General features: G+C 49.3%; 17 protein-coding genes. 11 read left to right on the forward strand and 6 right to left on the reverse strand.

Going from position 1 to position 20,174, the window contains the following annotated elements; all coding sequences use genetic code 11:
- Positions 1 to 401 (forward strand): LPXTG cell wall anchor domain-containing protein (locus tag CES81_RS13445; RefSeq protein WP_180949696.1); only part of this gene is annotated, 401 nt, incomplete at its 5' end.
- 311 nt (positions 402 to 712) lie between these two features.
- The gene (locus CES81_RS02320) at positions 713 to 3,679 is read left to right on the forward strand and encodes a KxYKxGKxW signal peptide domain-containing protein (protein WP_089120515.1); all 2,967 of its coding nucleotides are present in this window, start codon (positions 713 to 715) and stop codon (positions 3,677 to 3,679) included.
- A gap of 136 nt (positions 3,680 to 3,815) precedes the next feature.
- Here the strand turns inward: CES81_RS02320 and nadC are convergent, their stop codons facing one another.
- The 3 genes from nadC to CES81_RS02335 all read right to left on the reverse strand — a co-directional run bounded on the left by nadC (position 3,816) and on the right by CES81_RS02335 (position 6,771).
- A complete protein-coding gene (gene nadC / locus CES81_RS02325) occupies positions 3,816 to 4,649 on the reverse strand; it encodes a carboxylating nicotinate-nucleotide diphosphorylase (protein ID WP_225356324.1) in 834 nt (277 codons plus the stop codon).
- A gap of 1 nt (position 4,650) precedes the next feature.
- Positions 4,651 to 5,829: an MFS transporter gene (locus CES81_RS02330; protein WP_089120516.1), complete on the reverse strand. Its 1,179-nt coding sequence runs from the start codon at positions 5,827 to 5,829 to the stop codon at positions 4,651 to 4,653.
- A 189-nt stretch (positions 5,830 to 6,018) separates the two neighbouring features.
- A complete protein-coding gene (locus CES81_RS02335) occupies positions 6,019 to 6,771 on the reverse strand; it encodes an NUDIX domain-containing protein (RefSeq protein ID WP_089120517.1) in 753 nt (250 codons plus the stop codon).
- A gap of 306 nt (positions 6,772 to 7,077) precedes the next feature.
- Here CES81_RS02335 and CES81_RS02340 point away from each other — a divergent pair, with 306 nt between their 5' ends.
- On the forward strand, positions 7,078 to 7,611 hold the full coding sequence (locus CES81_RS02340; RefSeq protein ID WP_439951270.1) for an ECF transporter S component: 534 nt from the start codon (positions 7,078 to 7,080) through the stop codon (positions 7,609 to 7,611).
- A gap of 90 nt (positions 7,612 to 7,701) precedes the next feature.
- A complete protein-coding gene (locus CES81_RS02345; RefSeq protein ID WP_089120518.1) occupies positions 7,702 to 8,754 on the forward strand; it encodes a D-alanine--D-alanine ligase family protein in 1,053 nt (350 codons plus the stop codon).
- A gap of 36 nt (positions 8,755 to 8,790) precedes the next feature.
- Here CES81_RS02345 and CES81_RS02350 read toward each other — a convergent pair whose 3' ends face one another.
- Both CES81_RS02350 and CES81_RS02355 read right to left on the reverse strand, forming a co-directional pair.
- Positions 8,791 to 9,966 (reverse strand): GGDEF domain-containing protein, encoded by a 1,176-nt coding sequence (locus CES81_RS02350; RefSeq protein WP_180949697.1) that lies wholly within the window; start codon positions 9,964 to 9,966, stop codon positions 8,791 to 8,793.
- Between the two features lie 175 nt (positions 9,967 to 10,141).
- On the reverse strand, positions 10,142 to 10,360 hold the full coding sequence (locus tag CES81_RS02355) for a DUF2187 family protein (RefSeq protein WP_089088779.1): 219 nt from the start codon (positions 10,358 to 10,360) through the stop codon (positions 10,142 to 10,144).
- 277 nt (positions 10,361 to 10,637) lie between these two features.
- On the opposite strand from CES81_RS02355, the gene CES81_RS02360 reads away from it, so the two are divergent.
- The 4 genes from CES81_RS02360 (at position 10,638) to cydC (ending at position 16,732) form a co-directional block, all read left to right on the forward strand.
- Complete coding sequence (locus CES81_RS02360) at positions 10,638 to 12,098, forward strand: cytochrome ubiquinol oxidase subunit I (RefSeq protein ID WP_089088778.1); 1,461 nt, start codon at positions 10,638 to 10,640, stop codon at positions 12,096 to 12,098.
- Entirely contained in the window at positions 12,091 to 13,098 is a 1,008-nt protein-coding gene (gene cydB / locus CES81_RS02365; RefSeq protein WP_089120520.1) for a cytochrome d ubiquinol oxidase subunit II, read from the forward strand. The genes CES81_RS02360 and cydB overlap by 8 nt, the downstream gene beginning before the upstream one ends.
- Before the next feature lie 159 nt (positions 13,099 to 13,257).
- Positions 13,258 to 14,994: a thiol reductant ABC exporter subunit CydD gene (gene cydD / locus CES81_RS02370; protein WP_089120521.1), complete on the forward strand. Its 1,737-nt coding sequence runs from the start codon at positions 13,258 to 13,260 to the stop codon at positions 14,992 to 14,994.
- A complete protein-coding gene (cydC, locus tag CES81_RS02375) occupies positions 14,981 to 16,732 on the forward strand; it encodes a thiol reductant ABC exporter subunit CydC (protein WP_089120522.1) in 1,752 nt (583 codons plus the stop codon). Before cydD ends, cydC begins: the two co-directional genes overlap by 14 nt.
- Positions 16,733 to 16,932: 200 nt before the next feature.
- On the opposite strand, the gene CES81_RS02380 is transcribed toward cydC, so the two are convergent.
- Positions 16,933 to 17,865 (reverse strand): polyprenyl synthetase family protein, encoded by a 933-nt coding sequence (locus CES81_RS02380; RefSeq protein ID WP_089120523.1) that lies wholly within the window; start codon positions 17,863 to 17,865, stop codon positions 16,933 to 16,935.
- Positions 17,866 to 17,955: 90 nt separating this feature from the next.
- On the opposite strand from CES81_RS02380, the gene CES81_RS02385 reads away from it, so the two are divergent.
- From CES81_RS02385 to CES81_RS02395, 3 genes are all read left to right on the forward strand, one after another.
- A complete protein-coding gene (locus tag CES81_RS02385) occupies positions 17,956 to 18,867 on the forward strand; it encodes a 1,4-dihydroxy-2-naphthoate polyprenyltransferase (RefSeq protein ID WP_089120524.1) in 912 nt (303 codons plus the stop codon).
- A gap of 93 nt (positions 18,868 to 18,960) precedes the next feature.
- Positions 18,961 to 19,545 (forward strand): xanthine phosphoribosyltransferase, encoded by a 585-nt coding sequence (locus tag CES81_RS02390; RefSeq protein ID WP_089088772.1) that lies wholly within the window; start codon positions 18,961 to 18,963, stop codon positions 19,543 to 19,545.
- A gap of 51 nt (positions 19,546 to 19,596) precedes the next feature.
- Positions 19,597 to 20,124 carry a DUF2179 domain-containing protein gene (locus tag CES81_RS02395; RefSeq protein ID WP_089120525.1) on the forward strand — a complete coding sequence of 176 codons (528 nt, stop codon included), beginning with the start codon at positions 19,597 to 19,599 and terminating at the stop codon, positions 20,122 to 20,124.
- Positions 20,125 to 20,174: the final 50 nt, after the last annotated feature.

Genomic DNA, 20,174 nt, shown 5'->3' on the forward strand with positions numbered 1-20,174 from the left:
CTCAACCAACACAACCGACAACGCCAAATCAGCCAAGTCAACCGACGCAACCAACGCAGCCGAGTCAACCGAGTCAGCCGACGCAACCAACACAGCCAACGCAGCCGAGTCAACCAACGCAACCGACCCAGCCATCCGAACCAGCTACAGCGGTACCGCCGAAGCAACCCAGCCAACCAAGTACACCGGGGAGAACACCGAAGCAGGTAAGGGTATCTACGTCGACACCGGATGACAGTCGGGCGGTCTCTAAGCGGACGGTGTCAGCTGCTAAACAAAACAAGGTCGAAAAATTACCTCAAACTGATGAAAGCAGAAACCAAGCATCTGGTGTGCTTGCAGCAGGTATCGCCAGTTTACTGGCAATAATCGGTCATGTTTGGAAGAAGCGGAAGTCATAGTTGGCATACGTGAGTCCAGTAAATAAGCTTTAAGTGTTAACCAATAATAAGTTTAAAGAGACAGATCATTTAAAACAGATTTTAAAATGAGTTAAAAAGCTCCCATATTATTTATTTGGGAGCTTTTTTGTCTCAAAATGAAGCCTTAACGGGCCTGAAATAGGTAGAAAAGCTGGTTGTTAAAAGCGTTTACAAGTGCTTGAAAACAGGCTACTAAATGACCGCACTTAAGGATTGACATTATCAAGTAATCATGACATTATTAGATTGATATTAGAAGATGTTTACAGGCATAGCTAGGGGGGATCTACATGTTACACGGTGCAGAAAAAGTAATGCGTTATAAAATGTATAAGGCTAAGAAACACTGGCTATTTGCAGGGGTGGGCTTTGTCATGATGTCAGGGGCACTGTTAGTTGGTGGCGGTACGGTGGTACACGCGGCAACGACTGCTGCGACTGCTGAAGCTCAGGCAGGGACGACAACAGGCAGTGCGGCGAATGGTGATGCCGATACACCCGCGTCGAACACGCAGGGACAAGCCGATGCCCAACCGCAGTCACTGACAGATTATAATGCCTATAAAGATGGCGGCTATGCCACAGCTACGCACGATTACGAGACAGCTAAAACCGGCGTGGACGCGGCTAAGCAGACGTATCAAGACAACAAGGATACTTATCAAAACAAGCTCAATGATTATCAAACGGACGTTAATACTCAAGCACCAAATTATCAAACCACTGACCGTGCGACTCAGGATTCACTGAATGGCGAGTATCAGCAAGTTAAAACGGATTACGATCATTTAAATACCTTAAAAGATAACACAAACAGTAAAATTGATGAGGCTAACGCTGCGGCTAAGCAGGCTCAGGATCAGTTGGATGCGCTGTACAACGCTTTGCCGGACAACATTAAAAATGCTGGGGCGACGATTGAACAGTATAACCAAACGACCAAGGGCAAAGCTCAGCAACTGGTGACTGGGTCAACCGCGGATGCATACGCTGCCGCGGTGAAAGCCCAAGCAAGCGGCATAGTTAACACGGTCAACAGTGTGTCCAGTAAGGCAACGGCTTTCAAAGTGCTGATCCCTTCAGCAACTGATGCGACTGGCAAGGTCACTGCAGACTTGTACGGGGAGACGTATACCGATCGGAACGGCGACAATCAGATCACGTATGAAGATGACGTTTTACCGGTCGTTCTTGCTGATTTAAAGGCGGATACCGATAAGGTTGCTCAAAATGAGACCGACTTGACGGGGTCGTATGCGGAAGTCGTGGCGCTGTTTAGCTACATGAAACAGGTGGCCGATACGGCGCTGCCTTACCAGTCTGAAGACGGCAGTGTTGGCCGGATCAACTCGGCGCAGGCCAACGATACTTCCTATCAGCTAATGCATAATGGATCGCCGCTGGCTTCAGGCTTTGGCTCGACTTATGCGACCCAGCTGTTAAACAGTATTGAGAGTATGAGATCTCAAATGGAAACGACGGTCGAAAATATTTATACCAGTACTGGCAATTCATTTGACGAAGCCGGGTTTACGGCCTCATTTGACCAAAACCTGAAAGATCAAGCCATCCTCATTTACCAGGCCCAGACCAATGAGCTGTTAAAATTAGCCAATAACTTGCTGGCGGCCTTCCAAGCAGCTGATGCTTCTGGTGATGAGCTGTGGGCGACTTCGCCGTCAGCGGGCGTTAAAACCAATACGCTAACGGCCACATTGCAGACGGCTATTAATAAGGCCGAACAACAGGTTACCGATGGTATGGCAGCACTTAAAAACTTACCGGCATCCGATCATTTCCTAACGATTGCCTATTCAACTGGTGATGCTGCCAGCGGCTTTACGCAAACGATCAATCAGATCTGGAAAGACCTTTACCACACGATGGATACCTTTGGCATGTCCATGTCGCCACTCATGAAGTTTGATATGGCAAGTGCTGATAAGAATGCCACAAAGGATTCGGCGGGCAACACCGTCTACTCTCCGGAATTTATTAAAGATCACGCGGTGGTCTTCAACGCGGCCACGACTTTGGCGAATGACATTACAGCGTTGATGCAGCAGTCATCGGTAATCACTAATGATTATGAGACGGTGCTTAACTCGCTGCTGACCATTAACGGCAACTATGACTTGGTTAAACCGCAAGTGACATATATGCAAACAATCGAGGATACGGTCACGACACCACAAGCGGTGACGTTAGGACAAGTCAACGTTCTTGTGCATTTGAACTATGTTGACGACGATAATGGTGCTGCACCAGTCAAAAACGACTTACAAACGCTTCGTGGCCAAGATGGCGATGAGCTGACCTGGACGGCACAAATTCCGGCAGGCTATGAACTGGCAAAAGATCAAGCGGTTTCCGGTACCGTTACAGCGGGCAATTCTAACAGTGAGCAAACTGTAACCATTCACCTGATTCACGAATGGGTTACCACCTCCGTTGACCAGACCTATACGACTAACTACGCACTGCTGACCAGCACCGGCCAGCAAGTTAAGCTGCCAGGTCAAAACACGCAAACCATTACCTGGACGGTGAAGACCGACCAAGTCAACGGCGACTGGACGGCAACCCCTGATCAAAGCAGTACCCAAGCGCTTGCCACGCCAGCGATGATTCATAACACTGCAGGTACGCTGTCGTTTATACCGGATCTTTTAACGTTTAACGGTGGCCCAATCTCACTTCAACCAATAAGCGGTAAGGGGCAAGCTGAGCTAGACTCGAAACTGGCCGCTCAGGTTCAAACGGTGGCCTACCGGGAAGCCAAATTAGCGCCAGGCATTCAAGTCGGCACCCGGGAACAAGTGCCTGACACAGCGCCAAGCACCATGCCAGCGGTACCTAATCCTGGTCCTAGTGACGTTGTGACACCGGCTGGTGAAGAAGCTACCAATGTACCAGAAGGTGGGAATGACACTCAGCCAGCTGACGATACCAGTACAAGCACGGACGTTGGCGGCGACACCAGTACCACGGGAACTGATCGTCAAACGAGGGCAACTGGTCAGGCAGTTTCGGCCAGCCAAGCCGGTGGTCAGTCGCAAACTATCAGCGGCGGCACTGCAACCAAGAGTCAGGCAGCGGGTGTTCAAACTGGTACTAAGCCGCAAGCGGGAACGGCTGCTCAGAGTCAGTTACCGCAAACAAACGAGACGGATGAAAAGGCTTCAGCTGCGCTGGGTGTACTCGGATTAAGTTTATTAATGAGTGCACTGGGGTTGAAGAAGCGGAAACGTGATTAGCATTTTGAAGTGAAATAAGAAGTGTACAATGTCAAAGAAGTTCTAGATTTATCATGGCTAACAATAAAACGACTTATCGGCACCCATTTAGGAGGGTTGCGATAAGTCGTTTTTCTATTGAATATAAAATTAGTGTTTAAGCGTCCAATTCAAACGAAATGTCCTTCGCCTGCACGCTGTTCGTCAGGTAACCGAGTGAAATGAAATCGACCCCGGTTTGACCGTAGTCGGCTAAGTTTTTCAGGTGGATCCCGCCAGACGCTTCCACGACGATTTGCTTGGGAATCTGCTGCCGCCAAGCTTTGACGGTGGCTGGCGACTGGTTATCGATCAAGATCATATCGACGTTGCTTTCAATCGCCGCTTTCAGTTCGGTTTCGTTTTCAACTTCGACTTCGATGATTTTGGTGGGTCCGGCCGTTTGCCGGATGGTGGCAACGGCCGCCTTAAGACTGCCCATCAGCTGCCAATGATTATCCTTGAGCATGGCGGCATCGTAGAGGCCTAAGCGGTGGTTGACACCGCCACCGCACGTGACTGCGTATTTATCAAAGAGGCGTAACCCCGGTGCGGTTTTTCGGGTATCTAGAATACCAACGTGAGGATTATTGACCGCGCTGACTGCTTGAGCGGTGGCCGACGCGATGCCGCACATCCGCTGCATCAAGTTTAAAGTGACCCGTTCGGCCGCCAGCAGATCACGGGCGTTGCCGCTGACACGGCCCAGGATGGTACCGGCCTCAGCGGTGGTGCCGTCGGTGACCAGCGGCGTGTAAGTCACCTGGTCGCCCAGCAATCGGTAGAACATGGCCGGCAGATCCACACCGCTGACCACGGCTGACTGCTTGAGGATAAAGTGGCCGTCTACCCGGGCTTTGGGGATCACCACGGCGGTCAGGTCACCACTTTTGAGGTCTTCATCCAGAAATTGCCGCAGCTGCGGCGCAACTAATTTAAAATCCAGCTTCAATCTAAGCCGCCTCCTTGGAGTTTGCCGCGTAATCGTGGACGCCGAAGACTAACAGAGCGATTCCCACTAATAGGATCGCGATGAAGACGCTCCAAACGGCCGAGACGCCGAAGTTAAACTGCAGCATGAGACCCACCATGTAGGGGCCGATAGTGGCGCCGACCCGGCCGATAGACTGGGCCATTCCCATCCCGGTACCGCGAATGGCTTTGGGGAACTGACTGGGCGTGAAGGCGATCAGTGTGCCCCAGGCACCGAGGTCAAAGAACGACAGCCAAGCGCCGCTGACCAGGATGGCGAGGTTACTGCTGGCCGCACTGAAGGCAATCGCGCTGGCGACCGTCCCAATCAAATACATGGTGAGCACGGTTTTGCGGTGCATTTTACCCATTAAGTAAGCGGCTAAATAATAGCCGGGAAGCTGTGCCAAACTGATCAGCAGGGTGTAACTGAAGCTGGTGACGATGGGGAACCCGCGCATCAGCAGGACACTCGGCAGCCAGAGAAACATGCCGTAGTAAGTCAGCATCACGATGAACCATAACGCACTCAACAGGGCTGTTTTGCCGCGGTATTCCGGCTGCCAAAGCACCCGGTAGGAAGTTTTCTTCATCGGTTTAGCAGGATCGTCTTCAGGTAAATGCCGCCGGAGCAGCAGCACGTAGATCACCGTGGCACCGGTGATCAGGACCGTCCAGCGCCAGCCGGTGAGCGGCATGACCCAGAAAGCGAGTAGTGATGCGACGATCCAGCCGATGGCCCAGAAGCTGTCAGCTAAGACCAGCATCCGCGACTGCTGCGTCCCCTTGTAGTGGTCCGCAATCAGGGTAGCGGCTACTGGCAGCTCACCGCCAAGGCCGACTCCGGTCAGAAAACGGATCACGATGAACATCTGAACGTTGGGGGAAATACTTAATAGCACGTCACCCAGCGAAAAGATGATCAGGGTAGTCATCAATACCCGCTTGCGGCCGAAACGATCCGCTAAGTAACCGCAGATCAGTGCGCCAAACACCATCCCGACTGAAGTCGCGGCACTGACAATGCCCAAAACACCAGGTGTCAGGTGCCATTCGGTCTTCAGGTAAGTCATGATAAACGACAGCATGGCAACATCCATGGCGTCGAACAACCAGGCTGTTCCCACGATACCAAGAAGCTTGTACTGCTTAAATTGCATGAAATTATCCTCCCTACAGAATGAAAAAGTATAAAATACCTAAAGCAGTTAACAATAAAAGTAAGTATCACTTTTATATCAGGGCAACTATACTTGAAATACTGGAGAGAGTCAAGCAAGTGAGCGCAGAAAAATAGGCGTAAAAAAACTGGGGTGAGTAGCACCTCAGTTGGTCGTTATGCTATAAAATTAAAGGTAACGCAGCCGAAAGACCTTTGCCGGACGGCCCGGATGCGTCTGAGCCGCCGTCCCCACGGCTTCGAAAATGTGGCGGTGGTTCTTTTTAAAGTTGGAATTATCAATGTCGTCTAGTTTCAGGTGTTTGAAAACGGCGAACACCTGCCGGGCTTGTTTCAGCGTGAAGCTTGATCCCAAAATCAACAGGACGTTGGGCTGGTAATCCAATTTATTGGCGATCCGGTCACAGGCGATTTTGAGGATCCAGTCGTGATCAAAAGCCAGGGTCGTCTGCGGATCCGGCGTGCGTTCCGGCAGGCCCACGTAGTAGTTGGTCTGGTTGTCGACCGGCGTCGTTTCAAACGTGAGCTTGCCGTTGGTAAAGGTGTTGCGCTCGTTTGCTGAAGCCATACTGAACCACTCGGCGTCAGTGGCGCCGTAGCCCGGTGTTAAGGCCGGCATTTCGGGTAAGAAGGTCATGTAGGCCAAAGAAAGGGTTCGCTGGCCCGGTGTGCGTTCGGGGTGGGTGAACGTGGCGAGCTGTTCGGTGTGAAAGCTGGCTAGTTTTAAGCCGATTTTTTCCCGCACCAATCGTAAAGCCGCTTCGTCGGCACTTTCGTCAGTCCGCATGACGGTTTCCGGCAGTCCCCAAAAATGCGCGAAAGGTTTCTCCGCACGTTGCACAAGCAGCAAGTTAACTTGGTGATTTTCACGGTCAAAACTCCAAATGATATTCGTGATGTTGATCTTAAACTGTTCTGCCATTTTGATCCCCTTCCAAGTTGTTGCGATACTTTTATTCTACTGTAAAAACGTTGAAAATACAGTATTAAAGCCCGTGAAAGCAGAATTTTTGCAACTGGTGCGGTGCTGCCGGTGAGGCGGTCGCTTTTTATTAATGATGAATGATGTGCAGATGATGATTAATTGTTTGTGAAAAGCAAGTAATCGCGGTAGAATAAAAACCGTCTAAAGATAGGCAAACCTGACAAGTGATATGAGGAGGGGAACATTATCAAAACAACACAGAGTCGTGCTTACCGAATTTCGATTTTAGCCTTATTTATTGCCATTGTTTTTGTTCAAAGTGTCGTGCCATTTTTAGGTTATATTCCGGTGGGACCGTTCAGTATTGTGATCATTCAGGTGACCGTCGTAATCGCTGCCGTGCTATTAGGCCCCAAAGACGGTGCCTGGGTCGGTTTTACCTGGGGGTTCATTAACTGGATCCGGGCGTTTGTCTGGCCTACCAGTCCAATGGCAATCTACGTTTTAGTTAATCCGCTGGTGTCCGTGTTACCGCGGTTATTAGTCGGCTTGATCAGCGGCTGGGCCCTGTTAAAAATGGTGCGCAACGTCCATGACGCCAAAGTTTGGCAGCTGTCATTGACCGGGATCATCGGCTCGTTGATCAACACGGTGCTGGTATTAGGCTTTATGGCAGGGATGTACTATTTGGGCTGGCTGCCGTTAGATAAGCTCAACGTCAAGGCCTTTATGCCGTGGCTGTTAGGCATCATGGCGACTAACGGGATTCCTGAAGCCATCATGTCAGGGGTGCTGGTTCCGCTCATCAGCAAACCGCTGCTGCGTTACGTAAAGTAAAAATTTAATTAGACCGTTCGCTAAATTCTAGCTCCGATAATGGATTTCTGCTATACTGAAGTTTCTAAGAAAGAAGCGGAGGAAAAAATTATGAAGATCGTAGTATTAGCGGGCGGTCGTTCAACGGAACGCAACGTGTCCCTGTCGTCTAGTGCGAAGGTAGCAAACGCACTACGTCGTAAGGGTTACGAGGTGGCCTTGGTCGATTTGTTCCTGGGCTTGCCAGACGCGGACGAGCAGTCCATGGCAGCCTTATTTACGGGTGAACAGCAGGACATTGACCTTAACATTTCTGATGAGATCATGACAGATGACGTCATCAATGCCCTGCGTCCGGATGGGTCCACTCAGCTATTTGGTCCGAACGTTTTAAAGATTTTGGCCATGGCAGACATTGTTTGGATCGGTCTGCATGGTGGCGATGGTGAGAACGGTAAGGTTCAAGCGGTGCTTGATCTCAACAACATTCCCTATACTGGCAGCGGTGCGTTAGCTTCTGGTATCACCATGGATAAGAGTGTTTCTAAGGAAATCATGATTTATAACGATATTCAAACGGCGAAGTTTGTGAATATCCGCAAGGAAGACTCCGGTACGGTTGTCTTGCCGTTCGGTTTTCCAGTCGTGATCAAGCCGGCTAACGGTGGTTCCAGTGTCGGGATGTACATTGCTAAAAACGACGTGGAGTTTAAGAAAGACTTAAAGGAAGCCTTTGAATTCGATAGTGAGATCCTGGTTGAAGAGTATATTAAGGGCCGGGAGTTCTCCATGGCCGTGGTCAACGGGAAAGCCTTAGCGGCCATTGAAATCATTGTAACGGATGGCTGGTATGACTTTGAACACAAGTTTGTTACCGGCAACACCACTAAGTTTGTGACGCCGCCGGATATTCCCGACGACGTACACGACGAGATGAAGCAGATCGCGCTGAAGACCTTTAAAGTACTGGGCCTTAGCAACTACGGCCGGATCGACTTCTTCTGGAACGAGAATGGCTTATACGTCATTGAAGCCAACTCGTTACCAGGGATGACGCCGCTTTCGCTGATGCCGCAAGAAGCTGAAGCCGATGGTCTGCGCTACGATGATCTGTGTGATGAGATCGTCCAAGGACAAGTTAAGGCGTTAGGGTTGAACGAATAAAAAATAAAATTAAAAATCAGCTGATAGCTAAAACTATCAGCTGATTTTTTGGTTGGTGGGGGTAATGGTTTGCCCCTCCAACGTGACCCGGTTGCGGCCACGTTCCTTAGACATATAAAGGCTGCGGTCAGCCAGTTTATAAATATCATGTGCGTTATATTGATCGGGCCGGCTATTGGCTTGACCCACCGAAACGGTGACGCTGATGGTCGAGTCATCAACGTTAAACGAGAGGTGACTGATTCGCCGCCGAATCTGGTTAGCTAAGCTAGCTGCTAGAACTTGGTCTGAACAGTCAGCTTTGAGAATTAAGCAGAACTCTTCCCCGCCGATCCGGTAAGCCGTTGTTTGGAAGGGGGTACTGGCTGCAAAGTGGGCAGTTTCCTGGGCAACGGCTTTCAGAACGGTGTTGCCGACCAGATGCCCGTAAGAATCATTGACCTGTTTAAAAAGATCGATGTCAAACTCAAAAACGGCGTAGGGTTCCTGATTGGATTGATAATGATCGTAAGCCGCGGTTAAGTCTTCATCAAATTTAGTGAAATTTTTTAACAGTGTCAGGCCGTCTAAGTCTGCCAGTTCCGCGGTTTGCTGGTTCTTTTGAAGCACCCGGGTAGTCGCTAAGGTGTATTCGATGCCGACGATACTAAGAATCACCAGCGCGGTAATTTGCCGCAGCCAGAAGTACGGGTCAAATGGTGTTTTGAACATCGTGGCGATAAGCCCAATGGAAACGAACGCCATCGCGTCCATTCCCAAATACATTAACCAGGGACGTTTAAAAAAATCGGCTCCCCAGTGGTAGCTGACGAAGATGACGCCGATGAAACCTAAGCTAAACATCATCGTTAAAAAACTGAAATGCGTTGAATAAACTGAAACGTAGGTTAACATCAGCGCAGATTCAAAAAAGGCTTCCAACCAAAGCTTGAGGTAGACGTTCACTAAAAAGCTGCTCACAATGAGCATGTTCAAGAATGCCCAGTGCAGTCCAAAGGCTTCTGGTGCAACCGCCGAGTTTAGCCAAGATTCACCCCATAAATAAGTAAAGTAAAGTGAGCAAAGAATCACTTCCAAGGCTGGCCGAAAGCGCTTGATCCAGGAGTTAGAAAGTTCTTCTAACCAGATGATAAACGAAATCGAACCGCTCAGGATGATCACGTTTGTCAGTAATGAAAGGATAAAGGATGCCCAAATGTCTGTTGCCCCCATGATTAACGCTCCTTTGATCATAATCAATCATTTCACTTCAATAATACCAGAATTATACGCGCTTTTAAACAGCACATTATCACACAAGAATATTGTAGAAATAACCGTTAAAAAGACAAGTTTTTAAGCTAAAATAAGGATCCCCAGTGTTGGGAACCCTTAAAATAAAAGCTAATTAAACCTCATCGTTATCGGATTCAGGATCCGTTTCCGGTGCAGCCTTGATTAATTTCAATTTTTTCTTATTGATCACAACACGATCATGATACTTGTCCAAAATCTCCGTATCATCACTTTTAAAAGTAATCATAAAGGAGTTTTGGTATGCTTTATCAATGAACCCGGTAAAGTCTTGGCCTTCCAGCTTAAAACTCACTTGATCGCCAATTTTCATTGAACTCATCTCCCAAAATTAAAACATTGGTATAAGATACTCGAAATTTCATGATTTGTCAATGAAATCAGTGGGGTTTAACCGAAAAGTTCAAATTTATTACTTTTTGTAAGGGCTTACGGTTGAAGATTGACTTATCACTCGATATAATGAAATTTGTAGCATAGGATAATTGTTTTTTAAGTTACCGCGGGGTGTTTTTGCGGTAACTGACGCTAGGCCGTTTGCTTTTGTGCATTTTCGAACGAGTCTAGCCATTAATGTCAGGGGGGGTATTATGTTAAATGCTGGTTTAACCGTTTTAGGCCTATCGCGGTTTCAGTTTGCTATGACGACTGTGTTTCACTTTTTCTTCGTGCCATTTTCGATTGGTTTAGCATTCGTTGTCGCCGTCATGGAAACGATGTACGTGGCCAAAAAAGACGAGGCTTACAAGAAGATGGCCCAGTTTTGGGGCAAAATGTTCCTGTATAGTTTCGCAGTTGGTGTTGTGACTGGGATCATCCAAGAATTCCAATTCGGGATGAACTGGTCTGAATACTCACGGTTTATGGGTGATATCTTCGGTGCACCTCTAGCTATTGAAGCGTTGGCGGCTTTCTTCTTGGAGTCAACCTTTATCGGCTTGTGGATGTTCACCTGGGAACGCTTTAAGCCGGGGATTCACGCGCTGTTTATTTGGTTAGTGGCCATTGGTTCATCGCTGTCTGCGGTCTGGATCTTAGCCGCTAACAGTTTCATGCAAAATCCGGTGGGCTTTGCCATCAACAAATCCACCGGCCGGGTCGTCATGACTAGCTTCAGTGCCGTGGTGAAAAACCCGCAGCTGTGGCTGGAATTACCTCACGTTTTGATGGGGGCAGGCATCACCGCTTCGTTCGTCGTTGCCGGGTGTTCAGCATGGCGTCTGTTAAAAAAGGACCACGTTTCCTTCTACCGGAAGTCGTTGAACGTGGCCTTAGTCATTGGTTTGATCGCCAGTTTGGGTTCCCTTGCATCCGGTGATGTTCAGACCCGTTACTTGATCAAAGAACAGCCAATGAAGTTTGCTGCCATGGAAGGGCTGTACAAGGATTCAACCAATAAAGGGAACTGGGCGATCTACAGCAGCTTCAATACCAAGCAGCATAAGACAACGTCATCATTAGATGTCCCGTACGTTTTAAATATTTTAAGCTATCATAAATTATCCGGTACGGTTAAGGGGCAAAACACAGTTAATAAAGAACTGCACGCCACTTACGATAAGAAGTTCGGTAAGGATATGAACTACTACGTGCCAACTAAGACGCTGTTCTGGAGCTTCCGGATCATGGCGGTTTCGGGCGGGTTATTTGCCTTAATTGCCATTGTCGGACTGTTCTTCAACCGCAAGAAGTCGCAGGCTATTTTAAAGCAGCGGTGGTTCCTGTACATTATGGGGCTCATGCTGTGGCTGCCGTTCATCGTTAACACGGCCGGCTGGTTCGTCACTGAATTTGGGCGCTATCCATGGGTCGTTTATGGCTTGCTGACCATCGCGGACGCTGTTTCGCCAACGTCTACCGTGGGCTCGCTGCTGTTTACGAATATCGTTTACTTCTTACTCTTTGCGGGATTGGGACTTGTCATGATCGTACTGTCTCACCGGGTTCTGAAAGCCGGGCCGGATGCGGTTCAAATGAACGGCTACTCGTCTGAAGATACCGACGGCAAGACCGAAGATCCTTACGGAACGGAGGCGTTTAACCATGACTAGTGCACAAATTCTCTGGTTTTTACTGATTGGTGTGTTGTTTAGCGGGTTCTTCTTCCTGGAAGGTTTTGACTTCGGGATCGGGATGGCAGTGCGGTTCTTTGGCCGCAACACCGCTGAACGCGATACCATTATTCAAACGATCGGCCCGCACTGGGACGGCAATGAAGTCTGGCTGATTACAGCCGGCGGTGCCATGTTCGCGTCATTTCCGATGTGGTATGCTTCCTTATTCTCAGGTTATTATCTAGTTCTGTTCTTGATCTTAGTCGCTTTGATCTTCCGTGGCGTGTCGTTTGAATTCCGCGCCAACATGAAGACCGAGACTTGGCGGAACTTCTGGGAATGGGCGGCTACCATCGGCAGTTTCTGCGCCGCTTTCTTATTCGGCATGATGTTTACCAGCATGATCGAAGGCGTGCCGATGGATGCCAAGGGCAACATTTTTGGTTCCTTTACCACCTACGTTAACTGGTTCTCACTGGTCGGCGGTGTCGCCGTTACCTTGATGTGTCTGATTCACGGGCTGAACTTTTTACAGCTCAAGACTTTAGGCACGTTGCGTGACCGGGCACAGGCGTGGAACAAGGTGTTATACCCCGTTTTGATCGTGGGTGAAGTTTTGTTCGTGGTCCTGCTGTACATCTCAACTGATTTCTTCGCTAAGAAGTCCGCTTCCACCTGGTCAATTTTGATCGTGTTAGTCTTATTGACCCTGATTGCCTGGTGGGGCGTACTGAAAGCCCACAATTGGACCGCCTTTATTGCTAGCGGATTATCGCTGATCAGCATCGTGGTTTTGATCTTCAACGGGTTATTCCCACGGGTCATGATCGCCACTGATCCGGCTCACTCAATTTTGATTAAAGATGCTTCGAGTTCGCCATATACGTTGCACATTATGACCATCGTTGCTTTCTCGGTTCTGCCAATTGTACTGGTTTACTTCATTTGGAGTTATTGGGTCTTCTACAAGCGGCTTAAGAGCCCTAAGGCAGCTTAAGGTTTATGCGAATGAATTTAAAATCCCCGAGGTCGATGAGATCTAGGGGATTTTATTTCTAGCCAAAATCGCTCTTATACAATTAATTCACCCGCAAGTTATAGTACCTGAAAGCGGTTAATGCTAAACTGTAACTTGTAAGATATTGGAGGGAGTAACTTGATAGACAGGCGTTTATTTAAAATTCCGGGGATTGCGCCCCGGATCGTGATGATTGCAATCTTAACCCTGAGCCAAGCCGTTATGATCGTGATCCAAGCGCGGGCGCTGTCGATTGCCGTGGTGCAGTTGTGGAACTTAAAACCGTTAGCGACGATCGTGACGCCCACCATTGTTTTCATACTGAGTTTTCTGTGCCGGCATCTGCTGACTGTAGCGCAGAACCGCTCGTTTTACCCCTTCGTGGAGAAGACTACCGGCAAGATGCGCGAACAGTTAATGACTAAATTATTTCGGCTGGGTCCCAGCCTGGTTGAGAAGACCGGTACCGGGAACATGGTCACCATGGCCCTGGAGGGGATCGACAAGGTTCAGACGTACCTGATGCTGATCGTCATTAAAATCATGGACATGGGCATCACGCCGTGGGTCATTTTGCTCTACATTGCCTTTATGCAGTGGAAAGAAGCCGTCTTTTTGCTGATCATTTATCCGGTTATTATTTTATTTATGATCATTCTCGGCTTGGCGGCTAAGAGTAAAGCCGACCGGCAGTACGCCGGGTATCAGCGGTTATCCAACAACTTCGTGGATACCTTGCGCGGGTTAGGCACCTTAAAACAGTTGGGGTTGTCCAAACGGTATGCCGGTAACGTTTATAGTGTCAGTGAAGATTACCGTAAGGAAACCATGGCAACGTTACGAATCGCCATGACCTCAACCTTTGCGCTGGACTTCTTTACCACGCTTTCAGTTGCTGTGGTAGCGGTCTTCTTAGGGTTCGACTTAATGGATGGCAAAATCATGCTGCTGCCGGCGCTGACCATTTTAACCTTGGCACCCGACTACTTTTTGCCCGTGCGCAACTTTGCCAACGATTACCACGCGACCCTAAACGGCAAGAACGCGCTGCAGGCGGTGCTGGATGTTTTAGAGACACCGGAAACTAAGGACCGTGATGAACTGAAACAGCTGACCTGGCACGGCGATTCAGCACTTAAGTTCGACGACGTTTCGTTAACTTACGGCGACGTAGACACGCCAACGCTGAGTCACATTGCCTTTGACGTCCACGGGTTTCAAAAAGTGGGGATTATTGGTGCGTCCGGTTCTGGTAAATCCACACTGATCAACTTGATTGGCGGTTTCTTGACGCCGGATGAACCGGGACACGTCAGTATCAACGGTCAAAAATTGCCGCACCTCAGCCAAGAAGTGTGGCAGCATAACAGTATTTACATTCCCCAATCACCGTATCTGTTCCACGCGACCTTGCGGGAAAATGTCAGCTTTTATCAGCCCAACGCGGCTGATGCCACGATCAAGGCAGCCTGCGATAAGGCGGGACTGACGGACTGGATCGCCGAACTGCCAGTGGGGCTGGATACCATGATCGGCGAAGGTTCCCGCGGGGTCAGCGGCGGTCAGGCGCAACGAATCGCGCTGGCCCGGGCGTTTCTGGACGACAGCCGGAAAGTATTGCTGTTCGATGAACCCACAGCACATTTGGATATTGAAACCGAAGCGGCCTTAAAGGAAGATATGCTGCCGTTGCTGGACAACCGGCTGGTATTTTTCGCTACCCACCGACTGCACTGGATCAATCAAATGGACTATGTCTTAGTCATGGATCACGGCCGACTGGTTGAGCAGGGGACACCCGCCCAACTGGCGCAGCACGATGGGCCATACACCAAATTACGCGCAGAAATGGGGGGATTACATGCACTCGATTAAACAGACTTTTGCTCACGATACCTGGGTCATGCCGTATCTGCGCAAATATAAGTGGCTGCTGGTACTCGTCTTGTTCCTGGGAATGATGACCTTTCTGTCCGCTGCGGCTTTGATGTTTAACTCTGGTTATCTGATCAGTGAGGCGGCCCGTCGCCCCGGCAACATCATCTACATTTACGTCCCGGTGGTATTGGCTCGGGCGTTCGGGATTGCTCGCCCCGTTTTCCGTTATTCTGAACGGTTAACGTCGCACAACTGGGTGTTGCGGATCGTTTCTGACTTTCGTAAGAAACTGTACCAAGCCGTTGAAGTGAAAGCTTCAGCTATCAAACAAACCCACCAAACCGGTGATATATTAAGTATCTTAGCCGATGATATTGACCACATCGAAAACCTCTACCTGCGAACGGTGTTTCCAATTGTAGTGGGCTGGTTGTTATACCTATTTATTATCGTTGGCGTGGGCGTCTTCAGCTGGCCGGTAGCCTTGCTGATGGTACTGCTGCTGGGAATGATTGTTCTGGTCATTCCGCTGCTGTCCGTCGCTGTTAACGGTGCCCGTGAATTTAAGCAGAAACAGATTCAGTCCAGTTCTTATACCCATTTAACCGATGAAGTCATGGGCTTAACGGACTGGGTGATTTCCGGTCGTTATCAAGACTTTATGACGCTGCAGAAAAAGCCCATCAAAGACATTGCAGCACTGCGGCGCAAGGACCACTTTTTCCAGTGGTGGCGCGGCTTTGGCGTTCAGTTCTTCTTCCTGCTGGCAGTGCTGACCCTACTGATCTGGTCAGGGGCAACTTTTACCGCCAGCAAGGGTATGGCAAACTGGATCGCGGCCTTTGCGCTAACCCTGTTCCCCATCGTAGAACCGTTTTTGGAGGTCAGTCAGGGCGCCAGCGAGTGGCCGATTTACCGCCAGTCCATTGAACGGGTCAACCAGTTGTCTAACGACCAGCCGAAGTTAACGCCGCAATCAACATTAACGGCACCCGTCAGTGAAATCAGCGTGAATCACGTGACCTTTAAGTATCCGGATGACGATAAGGTCATTTTGAAAGACGTTTCACTGAACATCAAACGAGGCGAGAAGATCGCGTTGCTGGGACCCAGCGGCACCGGGAAGAGCACGCTGCTGAAGCTGCTGTTAGGGGACCAAACGCCCACTGTGGGGTCAGTCACCATTAACGGCACGCCCGTCAGTGAACTGCAGCAACAGCGCGCCCAGCTTTTCGGCGTACTGGACCAGCAGCCGTACCTGTTTGATACGTCAGTGATGAATAACATTCGTCTTGGCAACTTAAAGGCAACAGATGAGCAGGTGAAAGCGGCGGTTGAAGCCGTTGAACTGAAACCGCTGATCGAATCGCTGCCGGATGGCTACGACACGGAAGTACAGGAGTCCGGTACACGGTTTTCCGGTGGTGAGCGGCAGCGGCTGTCGCTGGCTCGGATTCTGTTGCAGGACGCGCCGATCATCGTGCTGGATGAACCCACGGTTAGCCTAGATCCAATTACCGAACGGCAGCTGCTGGATACGGTGTTCAAAGTGCTTCACGATAAGACGATCATCTGGGTCACCCACCATCTGGCCGGCATCGACCACGTGGATCAGGTTCGCTTCCTAGAAGATGGCGTCTTTGACATGCAGGGGACACCCCAGGCACTGTACCGTGATGAACCACGGTTTAGAAAACTGTATGAACTTGATACGGGTAAAAACGAGAGAGTGTGACACAACTCGGTAGATTCCAGAATGTAACGTAAACAAGCCATTTCGACGTTTTTTTGTCGGAGTGGCTTGTTTACGTTACATGGCCGGAATCTGAGTTGTGGCACAGGTTTAGGCTAGCTTAAAGTATTGTACAAATGCAAATTTTAAGTTGTCTTTCAGTCAAGAAACCAGATGAAATTTTTATCAGTAGATGTATGACGTTAAATTTTAACTAACTGATCAATAAAACGCTGAATGTCGTTTCGTGGGTCGCCAGCAGGCAATTGGTTCAGCAACTCGTGTGTGTGCGCGGTTAGACGCTGCAATTGCTCTTGTGCCGCGGTGGCATCTAATTGGGCTTGAAGCGACTTAATATCACCGAGTGTCAGTTTTTGCTGTTTCATAAGTAACCGTTGAATCGAAGCTTGATTTAACGCCAGAATGACTGGCAGCGGGTATTGTCCGTTTTGCAGGCGGGCTAATAACCCCTTAGCGTCGTTAAAGGTCAGCTGAATATCCTGGGCGACTTGATAGGCGTTGCCCATGGCGGCACCTAATTTGGCACTGAGACTGACCACTTCGGCATCAGCACCGGCAATTTTGGCACCGCACTGGGCGCTAAAGCGAAAAGCTTCACCAGTCCGCTGCTTGATTTCAGTCAAGTAATCGGGGACGGTCTGTGTTAAATCAAAGCGGTGCTGTAGCTGGTCAAAGTGCCCGGATAGAGTCCGCTGCACTACGTTGAGGTGTTCGGTAAAATCCGCTGGCGAAGGAGCGGTTTTCAAAATCTCTTCAAAGTAGCGGGTAAACAAGTAATCGCCGGCATAAATGTCGTTGCGCTGCTGACGGTCCTGTCCTAAATGGGGGATCGTCAGCTTGTCGTCTGACACGTCATCGTGAAACCGAACGGCCAGGTGCAGCCACTCCTGCGCACTGGCACCGGCCAACAGCTGACTGGTATCCTGGTTGGGACCCAAACCGGCAAACAGGAAAAACGTGCCGGGTCGCAGAAACTTGCCACCTGACTGCAGAAGTTTTAGTATTTTAATATGTATGGGCTGATCAGGCAGGTCAATGGTTTTCAGCAGGTAGTCTTGTAGCCGCTGAAGCTGGTGCTGGGTCTGTGGGATTGCTGCCCAAAATGATCGATTCATCGGTGTACTCCTTTACAAAGCGTTATATTTAAGATACAAAGCTCACGCAACAATGTCAATTCTAGCATCACTATTTCTTGGAGGTTGAAAATGTCTGTAAATGTTTTTTTGGAACTCGTGGAGGCTAAAGCCAAGATTGCTTCGGTTTGGCCGTTTTTCATGGGACTGTTCTTTTCGTACTACGTCTTTGGTCAGGTCAACTGGCCGTTAGCCGTGACCTTTTTCGTGGCGATGCTGCTGTTCAACATGGCGGTGGATGCCCACGATAACTATTCGGATTACCGCGGCGCTACGGCTGAGGCTGCCGAGTGGAAGCAGAAAACGAACATCATTGGTGTGCACCATCTGTCCGTTAAACTGATTCGCAATTTAATCATTTTAATGGCGGGCAGTGCCACGATCCTGGGAATCCTGCTGGTCATTGAAACCAGCTGGCCGCTGCTGGTGATGGGCGTGTTCTGTTTTCTGGTCGGTTACTGTTATTCAGCCGGCCCCCGGCCAATTTCCACCACGCCCTTTGGCGAAGCCTTTTCCGGTTTGACCATGGGCTTTGTGATCACGCTGATCTCAGTCTACATCAACACGTATCCGGTTCAGCCGCTGACCTGGTCGCTGTTCTTTAAAGTTTTGCTGACTTCCGGCATCGCGGTATTTGCCATTGCCAATATCATGCTGGCCAATAACTTGTGTGATGCTGAGGAAGATAAAACCCTAAACCGTAAAACCATCGTGTATTACTTTGGCAAACCGGCGATGCTGAAGGCTTTCGTCGGGGAGTACGTTGCCGGGTACCTCTGCTTGATCGCCAGTGTGATCCTGGGGTATTTGCCGGTGATGAGCCTATTAGTCCTTTTCAGCGTTCCCTTGGTATACCGCAACACACAGGCTTTCTTGGTCAAGCAGGTGAAAAAAGAAACCTTTAAGTATGCCGTTAAAAACGCTTTGATCATGGCCTTGTTTTGCATCATTTGTATCGGCCTAGGCACGATTTTAGGCTGGTAAAGGTGCTTTCAAATTGGCAAAAGCGTGATTTATCGGGTACACTAAATATAAGTCATTACGTCGTACTGGACGTCATTTAGGAGGAAGTCAGCGATGAAGTTACTGGAAGATCGAATTAAACGCGACGGCACGGTTTTACCTGGTGAAGTGTTAAAAGTGGACAACTTTTTGAACCATCAAGTTGATCCCCAATTAATGTACGAAATTGGTGCGGAATTTAAGCGATTATTTGCAAACGAAGGGGTCACACGGATCTTAACCGTTGAATCATCCGGCATTGCACCCGCGTTAATGGCGGGGCTGCAGATGAACGTGCCAGTGGTCTTTGCCCGCAAACACCGGTCATTGACACTGACTGATGACTTGTACACCGCAACGGTTTATTCGTATACCAAGCAGGTCAACAACGATATCAGCATTGATAAACGGTTTATTGACCCGCAGGATAAGATCTTGATCATCGATGACTTCTTAGCTAACGGCCAGGCCGTCCAAGGGATGCTGGAAATTTGCCAAGCGGCTCAAGTGGACGTTGCCGGCGTTGGGGTAGTGATCGAAAAACGGTTCCAAAAGGGCCATAAGATGGTTTTAGATCAAGGCATTCACCTAGAAGCACTGGCCAGCATTGCTTCGCTAGCTGACAACCAGGTCACTTTTGCGGATCCAGACGCCGACTAACCATTTTAACTGAGAATTATCGACCGGCACTGTTCGATTGGAGGCGAGACCATGATTTGGACTTTGATTATCATTTTTGCCATCAGTTTCGTTTATATTACGCTCAACACGCTCCGTTTTATGCTGACCATGAAGGGTTACCGAAACTTAGCACCGGTCTTGAGTGTGCTGGAGATCATCGTCTACGTTGTGGGTCTGGCCATGGTTTTGAACCGGTTGGATAACGTTTGGAATATCATCGCTTACGCCCTGGGTTATGGTGTGGGTGTCAGGGTCGGGATCGTGATTGAAGATAAGCTGGCACTAGGCTATATCATGGCCACGGTGATCTTGCCCAGCACCGACAGTGAGCTGCCGAAACTCCTGCGTTCAAACGGATTTGGGGTTACTCAAAGCCACGCGGAAGGTTTGGAAGGCGACCGCTTGGTGTTAGATATTTTAACCCCCCGGAACCAGGAACGCCGCTTGTACGGAATGATCACTGAGCGCGAACCGAAGGCCTTTATCATCACCTACGAGCCGAAATTTATTTCCGGCGGTTTCTGGGTCAAACGGGTTCGGCGCCGTTTTCGGCAGTAGCTGAGAACTAAAAATGTTTAAAGATTGAACAAATTGCTAGTACAATTTGT

This window comes from Secundilactobacillus pentosiphilus (genome assembly GCF_002217985.1).
Classification (GTDB): domain Bacteria; phylum Bacillota; class Bacilli; order Lactobacillales; family Lactobacillaceae; genus Secundilactobacillus; species Secundilactobacillus pentosiphilus.

Bases quoted from the DNA above. Each gene is read 5' to 3' on its own strand.
- CES81_RS02320 (WP_089120515.1), top strand. From the start codon at position 713: ATGTTACACGGTGCAGAAAAAGTAATGCGTTATAAAATGTATAAGGCT.
- CES81_RS02330 (WP_089120516.1), bottom strand. From the start codon at position 5,829: ATGCAATTTAAGCAGTACAAGCTTCTTGGTATCGTGGGAACAGCCTGG.
- CES81_RS02335 (WP_089120517.1), bottom strand. From the start codon at position 6,771: ATGGCAGAACAGTTTAAGATCAACATCACGAATATCATTTGGAGTTTT.
- CES81_RS02345 (WP_089120518.1), top strand. From the start codon at position 7,702: ATGAAGATCGTAGTATTAGCGGGCGGTCGTTCAACGGAACGCAACGTG.
- CES81_RS02350 (WP_180949697.1), bottom strand. From the start codon at position 9,966: ATGGGGGCAACAGACATTTGGGCATCCTTTATCCTTTCATTACTGACA.
- CES81_RS02355 (WP_089088779.1), bottom strand. From the start codon at position 10,360: ATGAAAATTGGCGATCAAGTGAGTTTTAAGCTGGAAGGCCAAGACTTT.
- CES81_RS02360 (WP_089088778.1), top strand. From the start codon at position 10,638: ATGTTAAATGCTGGTTTAACCGTTTTAGGCCTATCGCGGTTTCAGTTT.
- cydB (WP_089120520.1), top strand. From the start codon at position 12,091: ATGACTAGTGCACAAATTCTCTGGTTTTTACTGATTGGTGTGTTGTTT.
- cydC (WP_089120522.1), top strand. From the start codon at position 14,981: ATGCACTCGATTAAACAGACTTTTGCTCACGATACCTGGGTCATGCCG.
- CES81_RS02380 (WP_089120523.1), bottom strand. From the start codon at position 17,865: ATGAATCGATCATTTTGGGCAGCAATCCCACAGACCCAGCACCAGCTT.
- CES81_RS02385 (WP_089120524.1), top strand. From the start codon at position 17,956: ATGTCTGTAAATGTTTTTTTGGAACTCGTGGAGGCTAAAGCCAAGATT.
- CES81_RS02390 (WP_089088772.1), top strand. From the start codon at position 18,961: ATGAAGTTACTGGAAGATCGAATTAAACGCGACGGCACGGTTTTACCT.
- CES81_RS02395 (WP_089120525.1), top strand. From the start codon at position 19,597: ATGATTTGGACTTTGATTATCATTTTTGCCATCAGTTTCGTTTATATT.